This is a genomic window from Elusimicrobiota bacterium (assembly GCA_016706425.1).
Lineage (GTDB): Bacteria > Elusimicrobiota > Elusimicrobia > FEN-1173 > FEN-1173 > JADJJR01.
In genome coordinates, this window is sequence record JADJJR010000001.1 from 2,417,251 (window position 1) to 2,436,398 (window position 19,148).

Genomic DNA, 19,148 nt, shown 5'->3' on the forward strand with positions numbered 1-19,148 from the left:
CGCTCCTTTGTCCGGTTTCCGAAATCGTCCGACCCTACGCCGCCGCTCCCGACACCACGAACTCCCCGAAGGGAAACGCGCTCGTGAACGCCGGCGAAATGGCGTTGAGCACGTGGGTGGTGGCCGGCGTGTGCCGCACCACGAAATCCATTTCCAAGCGGTGGTCCGTCCGGCGCACGAGCTGCGGGCGGATGCCCGCCTTGGGCGTCGGCTCCAAATCCCCGGCGCGCAGGTCCGGCACGAGCCGGCGCGCGGCGGCCACGAACATCGGCTTGAGGTACAGCGCCATCTCCCGCGCCGCCAACCGGCGAAATTGCCCGTCCCGCGCCGCCATCAGGCGCAACAACCGACCCGCCGTGACGAAGAATTCTCCCGGCGTCACGCCCCGGGCCCCGCGGTAGTTCTCCGCGCCGAAGGCCGGGATCGCCGTGGGCCCCACGTACACGTCGCCGGCCACGCTCCGCGTCAGGTGCACGCCCAAAAACGGAAAGGCCGGGTCCGGCACGGGGTACAGGCTTTCGCGCACCAGCGACGCCCGCTCCGGCCGCAGTTTCATGTACAGCCCCTTGAAGGGGATCAACGCGTACTCCTCCCCCACGCCGTAGGCCCGCGCCAGTCGGTCCGCGTGGGCCCCCGCGCAGTTGTACAGCCGCCCGTAAGAAAACGTCTCTCCCGCCTCGGTCCGCAACAGGTTGTCGGCGGGCTGCCGGTCGAGCGCCCGCTGTCCCGTGCGGATCGCCACGCCCGAGCGCGCCAGGTCCTCCGCCAGGGCCCGCGTGGCCGCCGCCGCGTCGATCACGGCCGTGTCGCGGCACCACAGCCCGGGCCGCGGCGCCGCGTGGGGCTCCACCCGCCGGACGTCTTCGGCCGATAGCGCCTCCACCCGCACGCCCCCGGCGCGGGCGTTGGCTTCCAGCGCCGCCAGGCCCCGCCCGTCGGCGGTCCCCGCCAAAATCACTTTTCCCCCCTGCCGGCAGGGGATTTTTTTCTCCTCGGCGAAGACGCGCCATCGCCGCGCGCCCTCGGCGCAAAAACGGGCTTTCAGCGTCTGCGGCGGGTAATAGACGCCCGAATGCAGCACCCCGCTGTTGCGCCCGCTGGCGTGTCGGCCGGGCGCGTCCTCTTTTTCCAAAACGACGATCTTCGCCGCCGGGTGCGCCCCCCGCAGGGCCCGGGCCACCGCGAGCCCCACCGCGCCCGCGCCCACCACCACAAAGTCAGCGGTTTCGGCCACGCCGCGTCGTCCCGGCCTTGCGCGTGCCCGTCGAGACGGGGGCGTCCCAGGCCGCGCCGCAGGCGGGGCAGGGAGCGTTTTGTTTGGGGCCCCGCTTCGTCCCGCAACGGCACATCCATCCGGTCGGGCGCGCCGGGTTGCCCACCACCAGGGCGAAGGGCGGCACGTCCTTGGTCACCACCGCGCCCGCGCCCACAAAGGCGTACTCCCCGATCGTCACCCCGCAGACGATGGTGCAGTTGGCGCCCAGCGTGGCGCCCCGCTTCACCACCGTCGGACGGATTTCCCCCATCCGGTTGATTTCGCTTCGGGGGTTGAACACGTTCGTGAACACCATCGACGGCCCGCAAAAGACGTTGTCCTCCAGCGTCACGCCCTCGTAGACCGACACGTTGTTTTGAATTTTGACGCCGTCGCCCACGGTCACCCGCGGCCCGATCACGACGTTCTGGCCGATCTTGCATTTCGCCCCGATCCGCGAGCCCTTGAGCACGTGGCTCACGTGCCAGATCTGGGTGCCCGGGCCGATGACCACGTCCTCGTCGATAAACGCCGACTCGTGGACCCCTTCCCGAACCGGGCCGCCCCGCCGCTGGCGGTCCGCGCTCAAGGAGTCCTGGCAACGCCGCAACACCGACAGCACCCGCAGGCCTTCCTCGCCGTCCGTGCGCGGGGCGCGCCGGTCGGCCAGCCGTTCCAAAAAGTGCGCGCACTCCGCCCGCAGGGGCTCCTCGGCGGGCAGCGCCACCGGCTCGGCCTCGGCCTTGTTCACCACCGGCGCGCCGTCTTTCCAGTCGATCCGGTGCGGGTACAGCCGCAGCTTGTCGGTTTTCTCCAAATCGTCGAACACGGCCATCTTGCGGCTCCCCACCACCACCAGCTTCTGCTCCTTGAACGGGTGCAGCCACGACACGAAGATATGGGCCTTCACCCCGCTGGGGAACGACAACAGGCTCACCGTCACGTCCGCGATCTTTTCCTGCAAATAAGACCCGCCCTGGGAGCGAACCTCCGTGGGCATCTCGCCCAACAAGCCCAGGATCACGGACACGTCGTGCGGCGCGAAGGACCAGAGGATGTTCTCTTCCCGACGGATCTTCCCCAGGTTCAACCGGTGCGAATAGATGTATTGGATTTTCCCCAACTCGCCCTGGGCCACCAACTCTTTGAGGCGCGCCACGGCGGGGTGGTACCACAACAAGTGGCCCACCATCAGCACCCGCTTTTTTTCCCGCGCCAGGGCCACGAGGGCCCGCCCGTCCTCTTCCGTCAGGGCGAGGGGCTTTTCCACAAAGACGTCCTTGCCCGCCTCCAGCGCCCGGCGCACCACCGCCGCGTGGGTCTCGGCGGGCGTGGCCACGGCCACGGCGGTCACCGCCGGGTCGGCCAGAGCGTCCCCGACGTCGGCCACGAAGGCCACCCCGGAGTACTGCGGTGCGAATTGCGCCCGCCGGTCCGCGTCGGCCTCGGCCACGGCGCGCAGGGCGCCCAGCGCGTGGAAGTTGCGCACCAGGTTCTGCCCCCAATAGCCGCACCCGATCACCGCCACCGACGGCGTCCGGTTTTCGGTGGCGCCGTTCACAGCGTGACCACCTTGCCCGCGCTTTTCACCCCGCGGGTCGCGTTCCGCGCGTCAAAGACCAGCCGCGCGTTCTTTACCACGAAGTCGATGTCGAACACGCTGTGGTTCGTGATGATCGCCACGAGGTCCTGGGCCTTGAGCGTCGCCGCCGTGAGCGGCGTCGAGCGCAGCGTCGCGCCCTCCACCCGCAGCGACGGCACGTAGGGGTCGTGATAGGTCACCCGCGCGCCCTTGGCGCGGAGCAAATGGATCACGTCCAAGGCCGGCGACTCGCGCACGTCGCCGATGTCTTTTTTGTAGGCCGCGCCCAACACCAACACCCGCGCGCCTTTCAGCGACCGTTCCCGGTCGTTCAAGGCGGCGGCGATCTTCTCCACCGTGTGTTCGGGCATCCGCCCGTTGATGTCGCCCGCCAGCTCGATGAACCGCGCGTTGAAGTTGAGCGTCTTGAGCTTCCACGAAAGATAATGCGGGTCCAGGGGGATGCAGTGCCCCCCGATGCCGGGCCCCGGGTAGAAAGGCATGAAACCGAAGGGCTTGCTGGCCGCGGCGTCGATCACTTCCCAGGTGTTGATCTTGAGCCGGTCGCACATGAGCGCCACTTCGTTCACGAGGCCGATGTTCACCGCGCGGAAGGTGTTCTCGAGGAGTTTCACCATCTCCGCCGCTTCCGGCGTCGACACCGACACCACCTTCTCGCACACCCGGCTGTAGAGGTCGGCGGCGGCCCGCACGCAGGCCGGGGTCAGCCCGCCCACTACTTTCGGCGTGTTGCGGATGCCGTACTTCGGGTTGCCCGGGTCCACCCGCTCCGGCGAGAACGCCAAATGGAAATCCCGCCCGGCCTTGAGCCCGCCCCGTTCCAAAATCGGCATCAAGAGTTCCCGCGTCGTTCCCGGATAGGTCGTGCTCTCCAACACGATCAACTGCCCGCGCCGCACGTGCGGGGCGATTTTCTCGGCCGCGCCCACGATGTAGCTCAGGTCCGGGTCCTTGGTTTTCCGCAGCGGCGTCGGCACGCAAATGATGACGGCGTCCCGCCCGCGCACCCGGCCGAAATCCGTGGTCGCCGTCAGCCGCCCGGCTTTCACGAGCGGTTTCAGCCGTTCCGTGGGCAAATCGTTCGTGTGCGACACCCCGCGCGCCACGTCGGCGGCGCGGCGCGGGTCCACGTCGATGCCGACGACCGCGTGGCCGGCCTCGGCGAAGGCCGCCGCGAGCGGCAGGCCCACGTAGCCCAGCCCGATCACGGCGATGGTGGAAGGGGTTTCGGTTTTTTTGGATGACGTCATGGCAGCACCTTTCGGATCAGAGTTCCCACCCCGGCGGCCACCGCCAGCGCGCGGGCAAAACGGCGGGCGACGGTGGTCGCGCGGTCCGCCTCTTTCAAAATCTTGTTCAGTTGGTCGTTGGCTTTCTTCACGCGGGCCGTGGCCGTCTTGGCGCCGGCGGCCCATTCGCCGTGGACGCGCCGCCGCACCGCGGCGATCTCCGCGCGCCGTTCCCGCGCCTGGACGGCGAGGGCTTGGGCGGCTTTCGTCTCTTTCTTTTCGCGGGCGGCTTGGGCCAGGGCCGTGAGCGCCATTTGGCTTTCGGCCAGGGCGTCCAAGAGCGCCGCCGCTTCCGAGCGCGGGCTCATCGCGACGCCTCCAGGGTGCGCGCCCGACGGGCCGCCGCCCCGGCGGACCGCCCCCAGGCCCGCGCCGCCGGGCCCGCGGTCCGCTCTTTCAGGAGCCGCGCCCGCAAGTCCGCGTGGGCCGCGGGCAAGTGGTCGTAAAAGATCGCCAAATCGTCCAAGGACGCCATGGCCGCGGAGAACTCGTCGTTCAAATTAAAGAGCGACCGCCCCAGCGTGATCCGCCCGGGGGAACGCTTGTCGTTCCATTTTTCGTGGATGGCCGCCGCCTGGTCGGCGTAGGCCGCTTTGAGGTCCGCCCGCACGATGTCCACCAGGGCGCGGCCCAGGGCCCCGTGGGCCGCGGCCAAAGGCTGGTTCTCCCGCAGGGCGTCGGCTAGTTTGCCCGCCCGCCGGGCCCGCAGGCACCGGCGCAGGCTTTCCGCCGCGAAGGCCGCGCCGCCCGCCGCCGTCGCCCGGTCCGCCGGGCGCAGTTCGCCCAGGGCCCGCCGCGCGTCACGCGCCGCGTCGTTCAGGTCCTCCCCCACGGCGTCGACGGCGTCTTCTTCCACGTCCCGCCCGTCGGCCAAATCGGTCAAGAGCGCCGCGTAGGCGCCGAAGGCCCCGTTCATCGCCCGCAAGGTGTCCAGGGTGCGCCGGGCGGTCCAATGGGCGGGCGGGTTGTCCGGCGCCCAGCCGTTGTCGCCCGGCCCTTTCAAGGTGAGCGCGCTCAAGGCCGCGTCTTTGTCGGTCGCCAACACCTGGGCGTCCGCTTCCCGGGTCCATTCCACGTCGCGGGCCAGTTCCCGCTCCATGGCCTGGTGCCCCGCGGCCACCGTCGATTGAAAACCTCGAAACGCCGCCGGCTCCAGGGACGCACACCCGGCCAGGGCCAAAGCGCCCAAAACCACGGCGGCGGCGTGGCGGTTCATCCCAGCACCGCGCCCACCAGCTTCAGGGCGCGCCGCCCCCGGGTCAACAACGTTTGAAGTTCTTGGATTTTTTTCTTTTGGGCGGCCCCGGCGATCGCGCCGCCCAGGTCGTTCACGCGCCGCTCGGCGTGGTCCAGCCGCTTGGTGAGCCCCTCGCGCAGGCGGCGGATCGCGATGGCCTTGATGTCGCGGTTGGCTTCGTAATAGTCTTTGCGGCTGCCCACCACCGACGACGACCGCACCGCCCCCCAGGCTTCCAGTTGGCGGATGTTGATGCTCGCGTTGCCCTTGCTCATGGAGAGGCGCCGTCCGATGTCTTCCAACGAGAGGGGTTCGTCCTGCATGTAGAGGAGCCCGTAGATCTGCCCCACCGAGCGGTTGAAATTGAACTCCTCGGCGAGGTCGCCGGCGAGTCGGGCAAATTCGGTGTCGAGCGGGGCGTTGGCCATGGTTGTTTTCAACGTTTAGTTCATTCTAAACGTACATGATATACGCCCCCGCGTCAAGGGGCGTTTCCGTCGGCCCCGGCCCCGCCCGCCAGCCCCCGCGCCACCCCCGCAAAATAGGCGTATTGCCGCTTCGGGTTGTCGGGTTTTTTTTGGCCCAACAGCCGCGCCGCTTCGGCCATCACCGCCCGGCCGTGGCGGTTTTCCAGCGCGATCAGCTTTTCCACCACGCGCGGGTCGTTGTCCTCATAGAGCATCCGCGCCAAGGCCCGCGCCCGGCGCAGGGCGTCCGCCCCGTGCCGTGTTTCCAATTCCCCCATCACCCGGTCCATCGCCGCCGGGTCATAGAACGCCCCGGGGGTGTAAACGCTGGGCCGCCGTTGCCGGTCCGTCGCCGTGGGCTGGTCGTCATAGTCGACGTCCACCAGGTTCTCCCGCCGCAGGGTCACCACCCCCCGGCTCAAAAACCATTCCGTCAGGCCGTGCCGCTCCGCCAACGTCGCCTGGGATTGGGACCACCGCGGCCCCGCCGGCGACCGCTCGGCATAGTGCTGGCTCAGCAAGGCAAACACTTTCCCCGCCAAGGGCAGCCGCCGGTCCCACCCCCAAACGAAATAATGGTCCGACAACGCCACCGTGGCCGTCGACCTCGCGGGCCTCGCCCGCACCGCCGGGTCCCGGCCGTAGGTTTCTTTCGCTTCCACCAGTCCATATTGGTCCAACCGCCGGAAAATTTTGTGCAGTCGCCTCCGGTTGGCCACGGGGCCCTGGTCCTTGTATCCCAAGGCCGTCACCGCCCGGGGCACGTCCACCTCGGTGAAAGCCTGGGTCGAGAGTCCCACCCGCAAGAAATGCAAATACAAATCCAACCCGCCCTCGTCCTTCCGCCGCACCATCGCCCCCACCGCCGACGGCGACAGAAAGTCCGCCGGCACCGCCACCCGCCGCTCGGCGGTGGTCCCCGGTGGCGCGCGCCGCGGCACCGCCGCCATGCGGGCCAAAAGCCCTTCGGCCGCGGCCGTGGATGTCATCACCACGTCCGCCTCCACGTTCGACTCAAAAGCCGCCGAGGTCCAGTTGCTCGACCCCAGGATCACCGTCTTCCGGTCCACCACCACCGCTTTCGCGTGCAGTATTTTCCCGTCCACATAGGCCACGGCGACACCACCCCGGGCCAGGGCCTCCACCGCCGCGCGGTTCCGGTCCAGGGGGTCGAAGGGCGAATCCCCCGCGTCCAACAGCACGTCCACCTCCACGCCCCGCCGCCGAGCGTCGATCAACGCCTCCGCCAGCCGCCCCGGCCCCGACGCCCGCCCAGCGGGCAAGTTGAAAAGATAAAGAAACAGGTGGACGGATCTTTTGGCGGACCGAACAGCGGCAAGAGCGGTTTCTTCGTATTTGCCGGGAGGAATCAGCGTATCAGCGTGGACTGCCCCCGCCGCCGCGACGAGCGCGACGGCTACGATGCGAAGGAGGCGGGGGAGGAACGGACTGGGCCCTGGCATGGCATTCCAATATTACCAAGGTCGTGACCTCCCGCACCATCAGGACCGATGTCCACCCCTAACAATTAGTCTAAAGTGATTGGACAATGCGGGTGTGGCTTGCCCACGTGGACAACACCAAAGCCAACCTGGCGAAGGACTTTTAGGCGATTCGGCTGGTGGAAGTTTTATAATCTTTCGGTCACTGCAACTTTTGTTCTTAATGAAATCATCAAAAAAAGGAACCCATTGAATGGCCCGTATTTCGAAGAAAGGAAAACCCGAAGCAAGCTCTTCCGCCAACGTGGGTTTTGAGTCAAAGCTTTGGGCGGCGGCGGATGCCCTGCGGGGCAGTATGGACCCCGGGGAATATAAGCACGTCACGTTGGGGTTAATCTTCCTTAAATACATTTCCGATGCTTTCGAGGGGAAACACGCGGCGCTTTTGGCGGAGAAGGCCCAGGGCGCCGACCCCGAAGACCCCGACGAGTACCGCGCCCAAGGCATCTTCTGGGTGCCGCCCGAAGCCCGCTGGGCCCACCTAAAAGCCCAGGCCCGCCAGAGCACCATCGGCCAACTGGTGGACGACGCCATGGCCGGCATCGAGCGTGACAACCCGGCGCTTAAAGGTGTGCTTCCCAAGGACTATGCCCGCCCCGCGCTGGACAAACAGCGTTTGGGCCAGCTCATCGACATGATCAGCAACATCAAAGTGGGCGACGAAGCCAGCCGTGCCAAGGACGTTTTGGGCCGCGTTTACGAATATTTTCTGTCTCAATTCGCCAGCGCCGAGGGCAAAAAAGGCGGCGAGTTCTACACTCCGCGTTGCGTGGTCAAACTTTTGGTTGAAATGCTCGAGCCTTATAAAGGCCGGGTTTACGACCCCTGCTGTGGCTCCTCCGGGATGTTCGTTCAGTCCGTAGAGTTCATTCGGGCGCACTCTAAGGGAAATGGCAACGGGGGCAAAGCCAAGGCGGACATATCGATTTACGGCCAAGAGTCAAACTACACCACTTGGCGCCTGGCCCGAATGAATCTCGCCATCCGCGGCATTGACTCCGGCCAGATTGCGCAGGGCGACACCTTCCACAACGACCGCCACCCCGACCTCAAGGCCGATTTCATCCTCGCCAACCCCCCGTTCAACATTTCTGACTGGGGCGGCGAACGCCTGCGGGAAGACAAACGCTGGAAGTACGGCGCGCCACCGGCGGGCAACGCCAACTTCGCCTGGGTCCAGCACATCGTCCATCACCTGGCCCCCGCGGGTGTCGCTGGGTTCGTTCTGGCCAATGGCTCGATGTCTTCAAACCAGTCCGGCGAGGGCGAAATCCGCAAGCAGTTAATCGAGTCCGACCTGGTGGACTGCATGGTCGCCCTGCCGGGTCAACTTTTCTATTCGACGCAGATTCCCGCTTGTCTGTGGTTCCTGGCCCGCGACCGAAAGGACGGCAAGTTCCGCGACCGCCGCGGCCAAGTGCTCTTCATCGACGCCCGCAAACTCGGCCGCATGGCGGACCGCACCCACAAGGAATTAACCGACGACGACATCGCCCGCATCACCACCACCTATCACGCCTGGCGCGGCGAAAAAGAAGCCGGGAAATACAAGGATATTCCCGGGCTCTGCAAATCCGCCAAACTGGAGGAAATCCAAAAACACGGCCACGTCCTCACCCCCGGACGTTACGTCGGCGCCGAAGCCCAGGAAGAAGACACCGAACCTTTTGACGAAAAGATGCGCCGCCTGGTGGCCGACTTCCAATATCAGGTCAAACAAGCCAAGGATTTGGATGCCGCTATCGCCACTAATTTGAAGGGTTTGGGCTTCTGGAAGTGAAATTTATACACGTTTTACCAATGTGTATAGAAATCGCCAAAAACGATACAATTCGATATATTGAACACTTATTATTAACAAAATGCAAAGCATGATATAGACTTTTATCGATATTTGTGTTATATTAACGACATGACAACAGACTTTTTAGATAAATCCGAAGTCCTCAAAGTCATCCAAGGCTATAACCCGTGGTGGGAAGGCGGTACAACTGGGGCCCCCAAGTTCAACCGCCTGGCCTTTCACGCTTGTCTCCACCTTTTCAAAAATCCAACCCTTCGCCGCGCCATATTGCTTTCCGGCCCACGCCGCGTGGGAAAAACGACGGTCCTTCAGCAGATCGTGGACCACCTCATTGCGCAGGGCCAACCGCCCAAAAGCGTTATCTATATCAGCCTCGACCACCCGTTGTTGAAGTTGGTGACTCTGCCCAAAATTCTTCGCCTTTACCACGAAAACATCCACCCCAACGGGAAACCCGCCGTGCTCCTGTTGGATGAAGTGCAATACTCCCAGGACTGGGAGTTGGAAATCAAGCAGTTGGTGGACCACCACCCCGAATACCGCATAGTTTCCACGGGTTCCGCCACGGCAGTGATTAAAGACGGTATCAATGAAAGCGGCGTGGGCCGCTGGATCACGCTCCCCGTGCCGACCTTGTCCTTTTACGAGTTTATCCGTATCCGAAACGAGACCGTTCCCGATATCCCTTCCAACACACAACCGCTGGATCTCTTTAAAATGTCCCCCGGCGAGCTTTCCGGTTTGGCCGCAAAACTCCGTCCTCTCATGCCGCTTTTTGCCCGATACCTCCTTGTGGGCGGCTTTCCCGAAACCGCCACCCAGCCGGACATGAACCTTTGCCAACGCCTCCTGCGTGAGGACGTGGTGGAGCGCGTGTTAAAGCGCGACATGACGATGTTGTTCGGCCTGCGGAACGTCGCGGACTTGGAAAAGCTGTTTATTTATCTCTGCCTACACACCGGCGGCATGTTTTCCGTCAAAACCTGCGCCGACGCTCTGGGGACCACGGCCGTAACGGTCTCCAACCACCTGGCGATGCTGGAGCGGGCCCACTTGATCTACCGCTTGCCGCCCTATGCCTTGACCGGGAAGAAAATTCTTAAGGCGAGATACAAGTTCCATCTCGTCGATGCCGCCCTGAGAAATGCCGTCCTTCTTCGGGGCGAGGAAATTCTGTCCGATCCTACGGAAATGGGGAAAATCGTCGAGACGACCATCCTTCGACACCTTTTCGCTTATTACTACCGAGACACCCCCACCCTCAGTTATTGGAACGACCCCGCCCCGGGCAAAAAGCGCGAAGTGGATATCGTCGTCTCCAGCCCCCGCTACACCATTCCCGTGGAAGTGAAATACGAAGAGTCCGCCCCTTTAGGAGAAAAAGAAGGGATCGTGGATTTCTGTCGCCGCGAGGACGTGGAAAGGGCTTATTGGGTTACCAAACGGGAAGAAGATTTCGGCCTCAAAGAGTTCCCCGGAGACAAAACCAAATATCTAAAAATCCCTGCTCACATCTTCGCCTACCTCCTCGGCCGCGCCGAAAGGCAGGCGTGGGAGAAATGAGAATGCGAAGAATTGGGCACGGGGGTGAGTGGCGGGAAACTCCACTGGCGGATATTGCGGTGATCAGTAGCGGAAAGCGACCGCCGCTCGTGGTCAAGGAAGCCACAGCTGACTGTCAGATCCCAGTGATAGGAGGTGGTGGACCCTCTGGATTCACCAACTCAGCCCTTTTTGACGGCGGAATCCTAATAACAGGCCGTGTAGGTACGCTCGGAAAACTCTTCGCGCCATCGGTCCCAAGCTGGCCCTCTGACAATGCGCTGGTTATCCGTCCAAACAGTGCCGAGACCCATCCACGCTTCCTTCGCTACGCGTTGCAGCGGGTGATTGCCCAAGCCGCCGACATGAACCGAGGTGCGGCAAACCCCCTCATCACTCAAGGAGACCTCGGCCGCTTGAATGTTGGTCATCCATCCCTTCCTGAACAACGCGCCATTGCCCACATCCTCGGGACGCTGGACGACAAAATTGAGTTGAACCGGCGGATGAGTGAGACGTTGGAGGGGATGGCGCGGGCGTTGTTTAAGTCGTGGTTCATGGACTTCGACCCCGTCCGCGCCAAAGCCGCCGGCCGCGACCCCGGCCTCCCCAAAGAACTCGCCGCCCTCTTTCCCGATTCTTTCCAAGACTCTGAACTCGGCGAAATTCCAAATGGCTGGGAGCTCAAGCCCATTGAAGATTTGGCGGATGTGGCCGGTGGAACAACGCCGAGTACCAACGAGCAGACCTATTGGGAAGGGGGGATCCATGCATGGGTAACCCCTAAGGACCTATCCGCACTATCTGTTCCTATTCTGCTCGACACCGAACGGCGGATTACCGATGCGGGGTTGAGGCAAATCGGCTCCGGACTGCTACCCCAAGGGACTGTCTTGCTTTCATCGAGAGCACCTATTGGATACCTAGCTATCGCAGAAATACCAGTTGCCATTAATCAGGGTTTCATTGCGATGAAGACTAAGGGTGGGACATCAAATCTCTTTTTACTTTTCTGGGCCAGCATTGCACATGAAGAGATCATGAGTCGCGCGAACGGCTCAACTTTTCTTGAGATTAGTAAGGCAAACTTTCGGCCAATCCCGGTTATCAAGCCTACTACCGAGGTGATGCAAGCGTTTGACCAGATTTTGCGGCCACTCTACATGCGTCTCGTTGCGTGCGCTCGTGAATCTAACACTCTCGCAAAAATGAGAGACACATTGTTGCCTAATCTCATTTCAGGAGACCTACGGGTGAAAATAAAGGAGATGGCTTAATGACAACCTCTGATGACCTTTCCGCCCTCCGCGAGAAACCATTCGCTGATGCGGTCGCTAAACTTGAAGAACTGTTAGCTCAGAGCGGCAGAGCCTTCTTGATCGGGGCTGGATGTAGTACTTGTGCAGGCCTACCGGTAACGTCAGAACTCACTAGCGCAGCGCTCAAAAGTTCAGCGCTAGATAAAACAACCAAGGGAATTCTTGAAACGATTTGTGGGCTCTTTGAGGGTTCAACAAACTCCAATATAGAAGACTATCTCAGTGAACTGGTAGACCTTTTAGCGATCACTGAGCGCAGATCATCTCGAGGTGCCAAACAGAGGGAGACACCCCTTGGGAAAATATCATGCAGTGAAGCGCAACTTCGAGCGGCTGTTGATCAAATTAAAAGAGGAATTGCCGAGATTTTCGATAAAAAATTGAACATTGATATCCACCAGAGGTTTATCCGTGCCTTGCATCGACCCTTGAGGCCAGGGAAACCGACTTCTGGCCAGATAGTCAATTATTTTGTTTTGAATTACGATACCCTGATTGAGGATGGCCTTGCTATGGAACGCGTGCCATTCGCGGATGGATTAGAAGGTGGTGTGACTGGCTGGTGGAGACCTGAAACGTTCGATCGTAGTGAAGTCGCTGCTCGGGTGTTTAAACTCCACGGGTCAATTAACTGGTCTGAGTTGCCGAATGATCCGTTGCCTCGGCGAATTGGTGGTAGCCTTCAGAATGCAAAGGAAGAGGGGCGGCGAATTCTCATTTGGCCAGCTTCAACCAAATATCGTGAAACTCAAATCGACCCCTTCGCACAAATGATGGCGCGAACGCGACGCGTACTCCGGCCAAGCCAAGGCTCGCAATGTGTTCTGATGGTATGCGGATATCGATTTAGTGACACTCATATAAATATTGAGCTTGATCGCGCACTTCGGGAATCGGAAGGTGACCTTACTTTGATCGTATTCACATCTGATAATGAGCCGTCGGGTCAATTGGCTTTCTGGCACAGAGACGCTAATGTTACTGAGCAGGTTCTTGTGTTCGCTAATCGAGGGTTCTTTCACGGCACCCAATCAACACCCGCGACCAGGGACCTCCTTTGGTGGAAGTTTGAAAATGTCACTCGACTGCTTGAGGGAGAGCGATGAGCGTCGAGAATCGTAATTCTGCAGATCCGATAGATAACTTAGCCATTGGCAAAATCATTGAGGTAGATGGGGCACACATTATTGCTGAGTTGGATCCGGGGCTGACTGAGCTTTCGCGCGTCTATGCGGGGGAAACTTATCCAATCGGGCAGTTCGGTTCGATTGTTCGTATTCATTTCGGGCGCCGACTGATCTATGCGCTTGTTGGTAGACTTAGAATGAAGGCTGAGTATGAGTCTGAACGCGGCATCTCGTCTCATGCCCCTAGTGACGAAAGAATTATCGAAGCGGACTTGTTCGGTGAAGGCGAGTGGAGCCGCGATGCGGCAGGTACTGCCAACTTGGCTTTTGAACGCGGTGTCGCAACGTATCCCTTGCCTCAGCAAACGGTTTACCTCACACCAAAGTCAGAACTGCGCTTTATTTATGGAAATGGAAAAGGTTCCGTCATTTCCCTTGGAGAACATGTTGGGTCTGGGGGCGCTCCTTGTTTTGCGGACATGAATGAATTACTGGGCAAGCACACAGCTGTGCTCGGATCGACCGGGGCTGGCAAATCATGTGCGGTTTCAGCCATCATTCACAGCGTTCTTGAACGAGGAACGAACGCAGGGCTCCAGACCTGGAAGCCGCAGATTGTCATACTTGATCCTCATAATGAATACGGAAAAGCGTTTAAGGACCACAAGAGACTCTCAACAGACGAGGGCACTCTTTCACTTCCCTATTGGCTATTAGATTTAGACGAGACAATCGGCCTTTTGATCGGGAAAACCGAATTCGCCGCCACTTCTCAATCCAACATAGTCAAGAATGCTCTGCTCACGGCGCGGATGAAGTCTGCGACAGAAATTCTAACCCTCGATCCAACGAAACTCACTGTGGACGCTCCAATTCCATATGTTCTTGGTGACCCAACGGGTATGGATGAATTCGGTGCCAAGAATGGCGTGAAGTACGAAATTGGTTTTGTAGGAGCAATTAATGCTCAGAGGCCAACCAACAATAACAAGAAAGACCATGAGGACTACAACAAAGTCTTGAGAAAGCTTGACTCTCTCATGAAGGACGAGCGACTTGCTTTCTTGATGAAGCCTTGGAATGGAACCGGCGACCCGATGACCGATGTGTTAGCCCAGTTTCTTGGGGACGGCGTTCCAGTGCGGATCGTTGATTTGTCCGGCGTACCGAACGAGGTTGCGGGGACTGCGAGCGCTGCAATAGCCCGAACCCTATTCTCTCTAAAAGTTTGGCAGACCCCTGAAGAGCGTGCCATGAGCCCGGTCCTATTGGTTTGCGAGGAAGCTCATCGCTACGTGCCAAACAGTGGTGAGGCGCAATATGGGGCAGCTCAGGGTGCAATCAGACGAATTGCGAAAGAGGGGCGTAAGTACGGCATTGGGTTGATGTTGGTGTCGCAACGTCCGAGTGAGGTTGAGTCGACTGTGTTGTCGCAATGCAACTCTTGGATTGTTCTTCGGATCACGAATGAGGCTGATAGAGAACATGTCAAAGGGATCCTGCCGGATTCGATGTCTGGTTTGACAAAAATGCTTTCCGGGCTTCGGCGACAGGAAGCAGTTTTTGTCGGACAGGCGGCTATACTGCCATCCCGAATCATGATCAGAGATTTGGCTGAAAATCAGATGCCTAAATCAAACGATATCGACTTTGAAAAGGGTTGGCAGAACGTCGGCATGACCGCTTCTCAATTGGGTGTCGTTGCGAGTCGTTGGCGGTATCAAAAACGATGACAGGTAACTTCACCGAATCCGTCGTTGAGCAAGCCGCTCTAGGCTGGTTGGAAAGCACTGGTTTAGAGGTCCTGAATGGTGCAAAAATTGCACCAGGAGAGGCCGCCGCTGAGCGCGGCGATTATAGCCAGGTCGTCATAGTGCAACGGTTGCGCGATGCGCTGGCGCGGCTCAACCCTAAGCTACCAAAGGAGGCCCTGGACGATGCTTTTCGCAAGCTGACCCGCCCGGAGGGGCCTGACTTGGTTTTTCGAAATCGGGCCATGCACCGAATGTTGGGTGATGGGGTGAACGTCGAATTCAAGCGGAAGGACGGGTCGGTGGGTGGGGCGCAGGTCAAAGTGATTGAATTTGATAACCCGAACAACAACGATTGGTTGGCCGTTAACCAGTTCACCATTATAGAGAACAAGTGCAACCGCCGGCCGGATGTCGTCTTGTTCGTCAATGGCCTGCCCTTGGCGGTCATTGAGCTTAAGAACCCAGCAGATGAGAACGCAACCATTTGGACCGCTTATCAGCAGTTGCAAACCTACCAAAATGAAATCCCATCGCTTTTCACCTACAACGCCGCATTGGTCGTGTCCGATGGGGTGGAGGCGCGGTTGGGGGTGGTGGGCGCCGGGCGAGAGTGGTTCAAGCCCTGGCGGACCATCACGGGTGAGAAACTGGCGGACAAGGCAACGCCGGAACTTCAAGTTTTGACCGAAGGGATTTTTGACAAGAAACGTTTCCTGTCCCTTGTTCGAGACTTCATTGTTTTTGAGGACTCAGGAGCCGGGGCGCCGGCAAAAAAAATGGCGGGGTATCATCAATTTCATGCCGTCAACGTGGCTGTGGAGGAAACCTTGCGGGCCTCCGCCCAGGGCGGCACGGCTGAGGCGCGAGATGGAGGGTATTCGGCTATCCGGCAGCCAGGCGGGGCCAAAGGGGACCGGCGCGTCGGGGTGGTTTGGCACACACAGGGGTCCGGCAAAAGCTTGACCATGGCTTTTTATGCGGGGAGGGTGATCCGTGAACCTGGTATGGCGAACCCCACCATTGTTGTTTTGACTGACCGCAACGACCTGGACGACCAACTGTTCGGGACATTTTCCCGCTGTCGGGACTTGCTCCGCCAACCCCCCGTGCAGGCTCTCGACCGTGATGACCTGAAGAAAAAACTATCGGTGGACGCCGGCGGGGTGGTGTTCACCACCATTCAAAAGTTTCTTCCGGAAGAGAAAGGCGGACGGTATCCGGTGCTTTCGGAACGGCGCAATATCTTGGTCATTGCCGATGAAGCTCACCGGAGCCAATACGATTTTATAGACGGTTTTGCTCGGCACATGCGGGACGCGCTTCCAAATGCCTCTTTTATTGGGTTTACCGGCACGCCTATCGAAAAGGCGGACGCCAACACCCGCTCCGTGTTCGGAGACTACATCAGCGTTTATGACATCCAAAGGGCCGTTGAAGACAAGGCGACCGTCCCCATCTATTACGAAAGCCGCCTGGCAAAACTTGAATTGAACGAAAAAGAACGGCCCCAGATTGACCCGGACTTTGCGGAAGTCACGGAAGGGGAAGAGACCGAACGCCGGGATAAACTGCGATCGAAATGGGCCCAGTTGGAGGCTGTTGTTGGGGCCGAAAAGCGATTGAAATTGATCGCCAAGGACATCGTTGACCATTTCGAAGGGCGATTAGAGGCCATGGAAGGGAAAGCCATGGTCGTCTGCATGAGTCGGCGAATATGCCTGGATCTTTACAAAGAAATCGCCAAATGGCGCCCGGGCTGGGTCAACGATGCCGACGAAAAGGGCATCCTAAAAATCGTCATGACCGGTTCCGCCACGGACCCTCTGGATTGGCAACCCCACGTCCGAAACAAGCCACGACGGGAAGAGCTGGCGAAACGATTCCGAAACCCCAAGGACCCGCTCCAAATTGCGATCGTCCGTGACATGTGGTTGACGGGGTTTGACGCCCCTTCCCTTCACACCATGTACATCGACAAACCCATGCGAGGGCACGGCCTGATGCAAGCCATCGCGCGGGTGAATCGGGTGTTTCAAGACAAGCCCGGCGGGCTTGTGGTGGATTACCTGGGTTTGGGACACGAGTTGAAACAAGCCCTGGCCACCTATACGGAAAGTGGAGGCACAGGACAAACCGCCATAGACCAAAATGAAGCCGTGGCCATCATGCAGGAGAAATTTGAAGTCTGTTGCGGGATGTTTCACGGGTTTAATTGGACACTCTGGAAAACCGGAACGCCCGCCCAGCGTTTGGGCCAATTGCCCGCGGCCCAAGAACATATTCTTGCCCAGCGGGAGGGGAAAGAGCGTTGCCTATCGGCCGTGAGAGATTTGACCCTTGCTTTTGCCTTAGCGGTTCCCCACGAGGAGGCTTTAAAGATTAGGGACGATGTGGCGTTTTTCCAAGCCGTCCGCGCGGTATTGGCGAAAAAGGTGTCGGATGCGGCCAAGACGGAGGAAGAACTTAATTTCGCTGTGCGGCAGATTGTGTCCCGGGCGGTGATTTCGGATGGGGTGGTGGATATTTTTAAAGCCGCCGGTTTGGCCAGGCCCGATATTTCGATTTTGTCCGATCAATTTTTAGCGGAAGTGCGGGACATGCCCCAGAAAAATCTGGCCGTGGAATTATTAAGAAAACTTTTGATGGGCGAGATTCTATCCCGCCGAAAAAAGAACGTTGTTCAAGCCCGGTCCTTTGCGGAACTGCTTGAGCAATCCATCCGCAAATACCAAAACCGAGCCATAGAAACGGTGCAGGTGATCGAAGAGCTGATCGGCTTGGCCAAGGAAATCAACGAAGCCCAATCGCGCGGCAAGTCCCTGGGCTTAACCGACGACGAGGTGGCCTTCTACGACGCCTTAGAAACCAACGACAGCGCCGTAAAAGTCCTGGGCGATGAAGCCCTAAGGACCATCGCCCAAGAACTTGTGACCGCCGTTCGAGGCAACGTAAAAACGGACTGGACCATCCGCGAAGATGTAAGGGCTCAATTGCGAGTCCTCGTAAAGCGCATCCTCCGAAAATACGGCTACCCCCCCGACAAACAAGAAAAAGCCACCCAGACCGTGCTTGAACAGGCGGAAGTATTAACCGAGGGGTGGGCCACTAATTATTGATGGTTTCCAGGTGTTTGTTTAGCGCTTTTTTTTGAAAAAGAAATATTTGCATGACCCAATAAAAGTAAACGATGATATACGCAAAAATAACAATGTGCATTTGCCGAGCGAGCAACATCCCAGCCAAATAATACGACCCCGATAAAAACATAATAAGCCCACGCAAGCGCAGCCAAGGAACAAACCCCGTCACGATCAATATTGTCCCATGAACCCAAAAAACTTTAAAAGCCAAGGGGTCTTTTTCAAAAAGTGTTATAAAAAACATTAATAAACCGGTAGAAACAAGAGTTTTTCTTGTGGACGTTAGAATCTCTTGTCCTGTTAAGTTAAAGCGAAACATGTTCGACAATGGCTTGTCCAACTCGAATATCCGTGATAGTTTTTTTTCGATTTCAGGATTTACAACCGCGGGAACCAATTGATCTTCAGGTGTTTTTTTAAGAAGCTTTGCTTGACTCCCGTATTTGAAACCGATAATTATCGGGATTAGGAATAATACACCAATGGCCATTTGGGGAATTTCTTTTGCGTTTAACAAGACAACGATCCATGCCCAGGGTGTCCAGATAAGCCATCGCATTTGGTTCAATTTCGCTTTTTCCCAATTTTCCAAAACTGGAATGGGAACACCACGGGAATAAACCGAGAAGTTCCTATTGAACATGCAATACCGGTAAAAGAGAAAAACCGAATGCACAAGCAACCCAAGAAAGAAAAGATTCAAAAAAACAGTTAACAAACTCACGATATCTTGAATGGCCATAGTTATTCAGCGGATTATTGCTCGCCTCCACAATTGCTTTTCAATATTTTAATCCTTCTTCGATAAAATCCATGGTTTCTTCCGGTTCGATGCCACCAATAGACAATCAGGCCCCCCTCTCGTTTTGAATTGCGGAAGGGTTATCGATGACAGCTTTCACCGGTCGATGAATGCGCGAAGGGTCTATTTTGAAGTCCGCCACCTCTTCCTTCGTCAATGGAATCATTACTTCATACATGCCAATGGTACCGTAAACAACTTCGAGAAAGTGCTTGTCACTCTTTTTGTCCTTTAAAACGGAATACATCATTTCCGAGTTCGAATAAACGGTTTCATGTTCCATTACTGCCTCGGGATCAGCGATATA

The 19,148-nt window shown here is 58.8% G+C and carries 15 protein-coding genes; 6 read left to right on the forward strand and 9 right to left on the reverse strand.

Annotated features, from left to right (window positions below; genetic code table 11):
* Nucleotides 1-34: 34 nt before the first annotated feature.
* The 7 genes from lhgO to IPI56_10035 are packed head-to-tail and all read right to left on the reverse strand — an operon-like array spanning nucleotide 35 to nucleotide 7,314.
* Complete coding sequence (gene lhgO, locus IPI56_10005) at nucleotides 35-1,234, reverse strand: L-2-hydroxyglutarate oxidase (GenBank protein MBK7546058.1); 1,200 nt, start codon at nucleotides 1,232-1,234, stop codon at nucleotides 35-37.
* Nucleotides 1,218-2,816 carry a Gfo/Idh/MocA family oxidoreductase gene (locus IPI56_10010; GenBank protein MBK7546059.1) on the reverse strand — a complete coding sequence of 533 codons (1,599 nt, stop codon included), beginning with the start codon at nucleotides 2,814-2,816 and terminating at the stop codon, nucleotides 1,218-1,220. Before IPI56_10010 ends, lhgO begins: the two co-directional genes overlap by 17 nt.
* Entirely contained in the window at nucleotides 2,813-4,108 is a 1,296-nt protein-coding gene (locus IPI56_10015; GenBank protein MBK7546060.1) for a nucleotide sugar dehydrogenase, read from the reverse strand. The genes IPI56_10010 and IPI56_10015 overlap by 4 nt, the downstream gene beginning before the upstream one ends.
* Nucleotides 4,105-4,455, reverse strand: a complete 351-nt coding sequence (locus IPI56_10020; GenBank protein MBK7546061.1) for a hypothetical protein — start codon at nucleotides 4,453-4,455, stop codon at nucleotides 4,105-4,107. Before IPI56_10020 ends, IPI56_10015 begins: the two co-directional genes overlap by 4 nt.
* Nucleotides 4,452-5,363, reverse strand: a complete 912-nt coding sequence (locus IPI56_10025) for a hypothetical protein (GenBank protein MBK7546062.1) — start codon at nucleotides 5,361-5,363, stop codon at nucleotides 4,452-4,454. Before IPI56_10025 ends, IPI56_10020 begins: the two co-directional genes overlap by 4 nt.
* Entirely contained in the window at nucleotides 5,360-5,824 is a 465-nt protein-coding gene (locus tag IPI56_10030; GenBank protein ID MBK7546063.1) for a hypothetical protein, read from the reverse strand. The genes IPI56_10025 and IPI56_10030 overlap by 4 nt, the downstream gene beginning before the upstream one ends.
* Nucleotides 5,825-5,865: 41 nt before the next feature.
* The gene (locus IPI56_10035) at nucleotides 5,866-7,314 is read right to left on the reverse strand and encodes a hypothetical protein (protein ID MBK7546064.1); all 1,449 of its coding nucleotides are present in this window, start codon (nucleotides 7,312-7,314) and stop codon (nucleotides 5,866-5,868) included.
* A gap of 232 nt (nucleotides 7,315-7,546) precedes the next feature.
* On the opposite strand from IPI56_10035, the gene IPI56_10040 reads away from it, so the two are divergent.
* From IPI56_10040 to IPI56_10065, 6 genes are all read left to right on the forward strand, one after another.
* Complete coding sequence (locus IPI56_10040; GenBank protein MBK7546065.1) at nucleotides 7,547-9,133, forward strand: SAM-dependent DNA methyltransferase; 1,587 nt, start codon at nucleotides 7,547-7,549, stop codon at nucleotides 9,131-9,133.
* Nucleotides 9,134-9,265: 132 nt separating this feature from the next.
* Nucleotides 9,266-10,720 (forward strand): ATP-binding protein, encoded by a 1,455-nt coding sequence (locus IPI56_10045; protein ID MBK7546066.1) that lies wholly within the window; start codon nucleotides 9,266-9,268, stop codon nucleotides 10,718-10,720.
* Nucleotides 10,717-11,976, forward strand: coding sequence for a restriction endonuclease subunit S (locus tag IPI56_10050; GenBank protein MBK7546067.1), 1,260 nt, complete (start codon nucleotides 10,717-10,719; stop codon nucleotides 11,974-11,976). The genes IPI56_10045 and IPI56_10050 overlap by 4 nt, the downstream gene beginning before the upstream one ends.
* Nucleotides 11,976-13,124: an SIR2 family protein gene (locus IPI56_10055; protein ID MBK7546068.1), complete on the forward strand. Its 1,149-nt coding sequence runs from the start codon at nucleotides 11,976-11,978 to the stop codon at nucleotides 13,122-13,124. Before IPI56_10050 ends, IPI56_10055 begins: the two co-directional genes overlap by 1 nt.
* On the forward strand, nucleotides 13,121-14,878 hold the full coding sequence (locus tag IPI56_10060) for a DUF87 domain-containing protein (protein MBK7546069.1): 1,758 nt from the start codon (nucleotides 13,121-13,123) through the stop codon (nucleotides 14,876-14,878). The genes IPI56_10055 and IPI56_10060 overlap by 4 nt, the downstream gene beginning before the upstream one ends.
* Nucleotides 14,875-18,015 carry a type I restriction endonuclease subunit R gene (locus IPI56_10065; protein ID MBK7546070.1) on the forward strand — a complete coding sequence of 1,047 codons (3,141 nt, stop codon included), beginning with the start codon at nucleotides 14,875-14,877 and terminating at the stop codon, nucleotides 18,013-18,015. The genes IPI56_10060 and IPI56_10065 overlap by 4 nt, the downstream gene beginning before the upstream one ends.
* Here the strand turns inward: IPI56_10065 and IPI56_10070 are convergent.
* Nucleotides 18,005-18,781: a hypothetical protein gene (locus tag IPI56_10070; GenBank protein MBK7546071.1), complete on the reverse strand. Its 777-nt coding sequence runs from the start codon at nucleotides 18,779-18,781 to the stop codon at nucleotides 18,005-18,007. The genes IPI56_10065 and IPI56_10070 overlap by 11 nt on opposite strands.
* A 106-nt stretch (nucleotides 18,782-18,887) precedes the next feature.
* Nucleotides 18,888-19,124, reverse strand: a complete 237-nt coding sequence (locus tag IPI56_10075; protein ID MBK7546072.1) for a hypothetical protein — start codon at nucleotides 19,122-19,124, stop codon at nucleotides 18,888-18,890.
* Nucleotides 19,125-19,148: the final 24 nt, after the last annotated feature.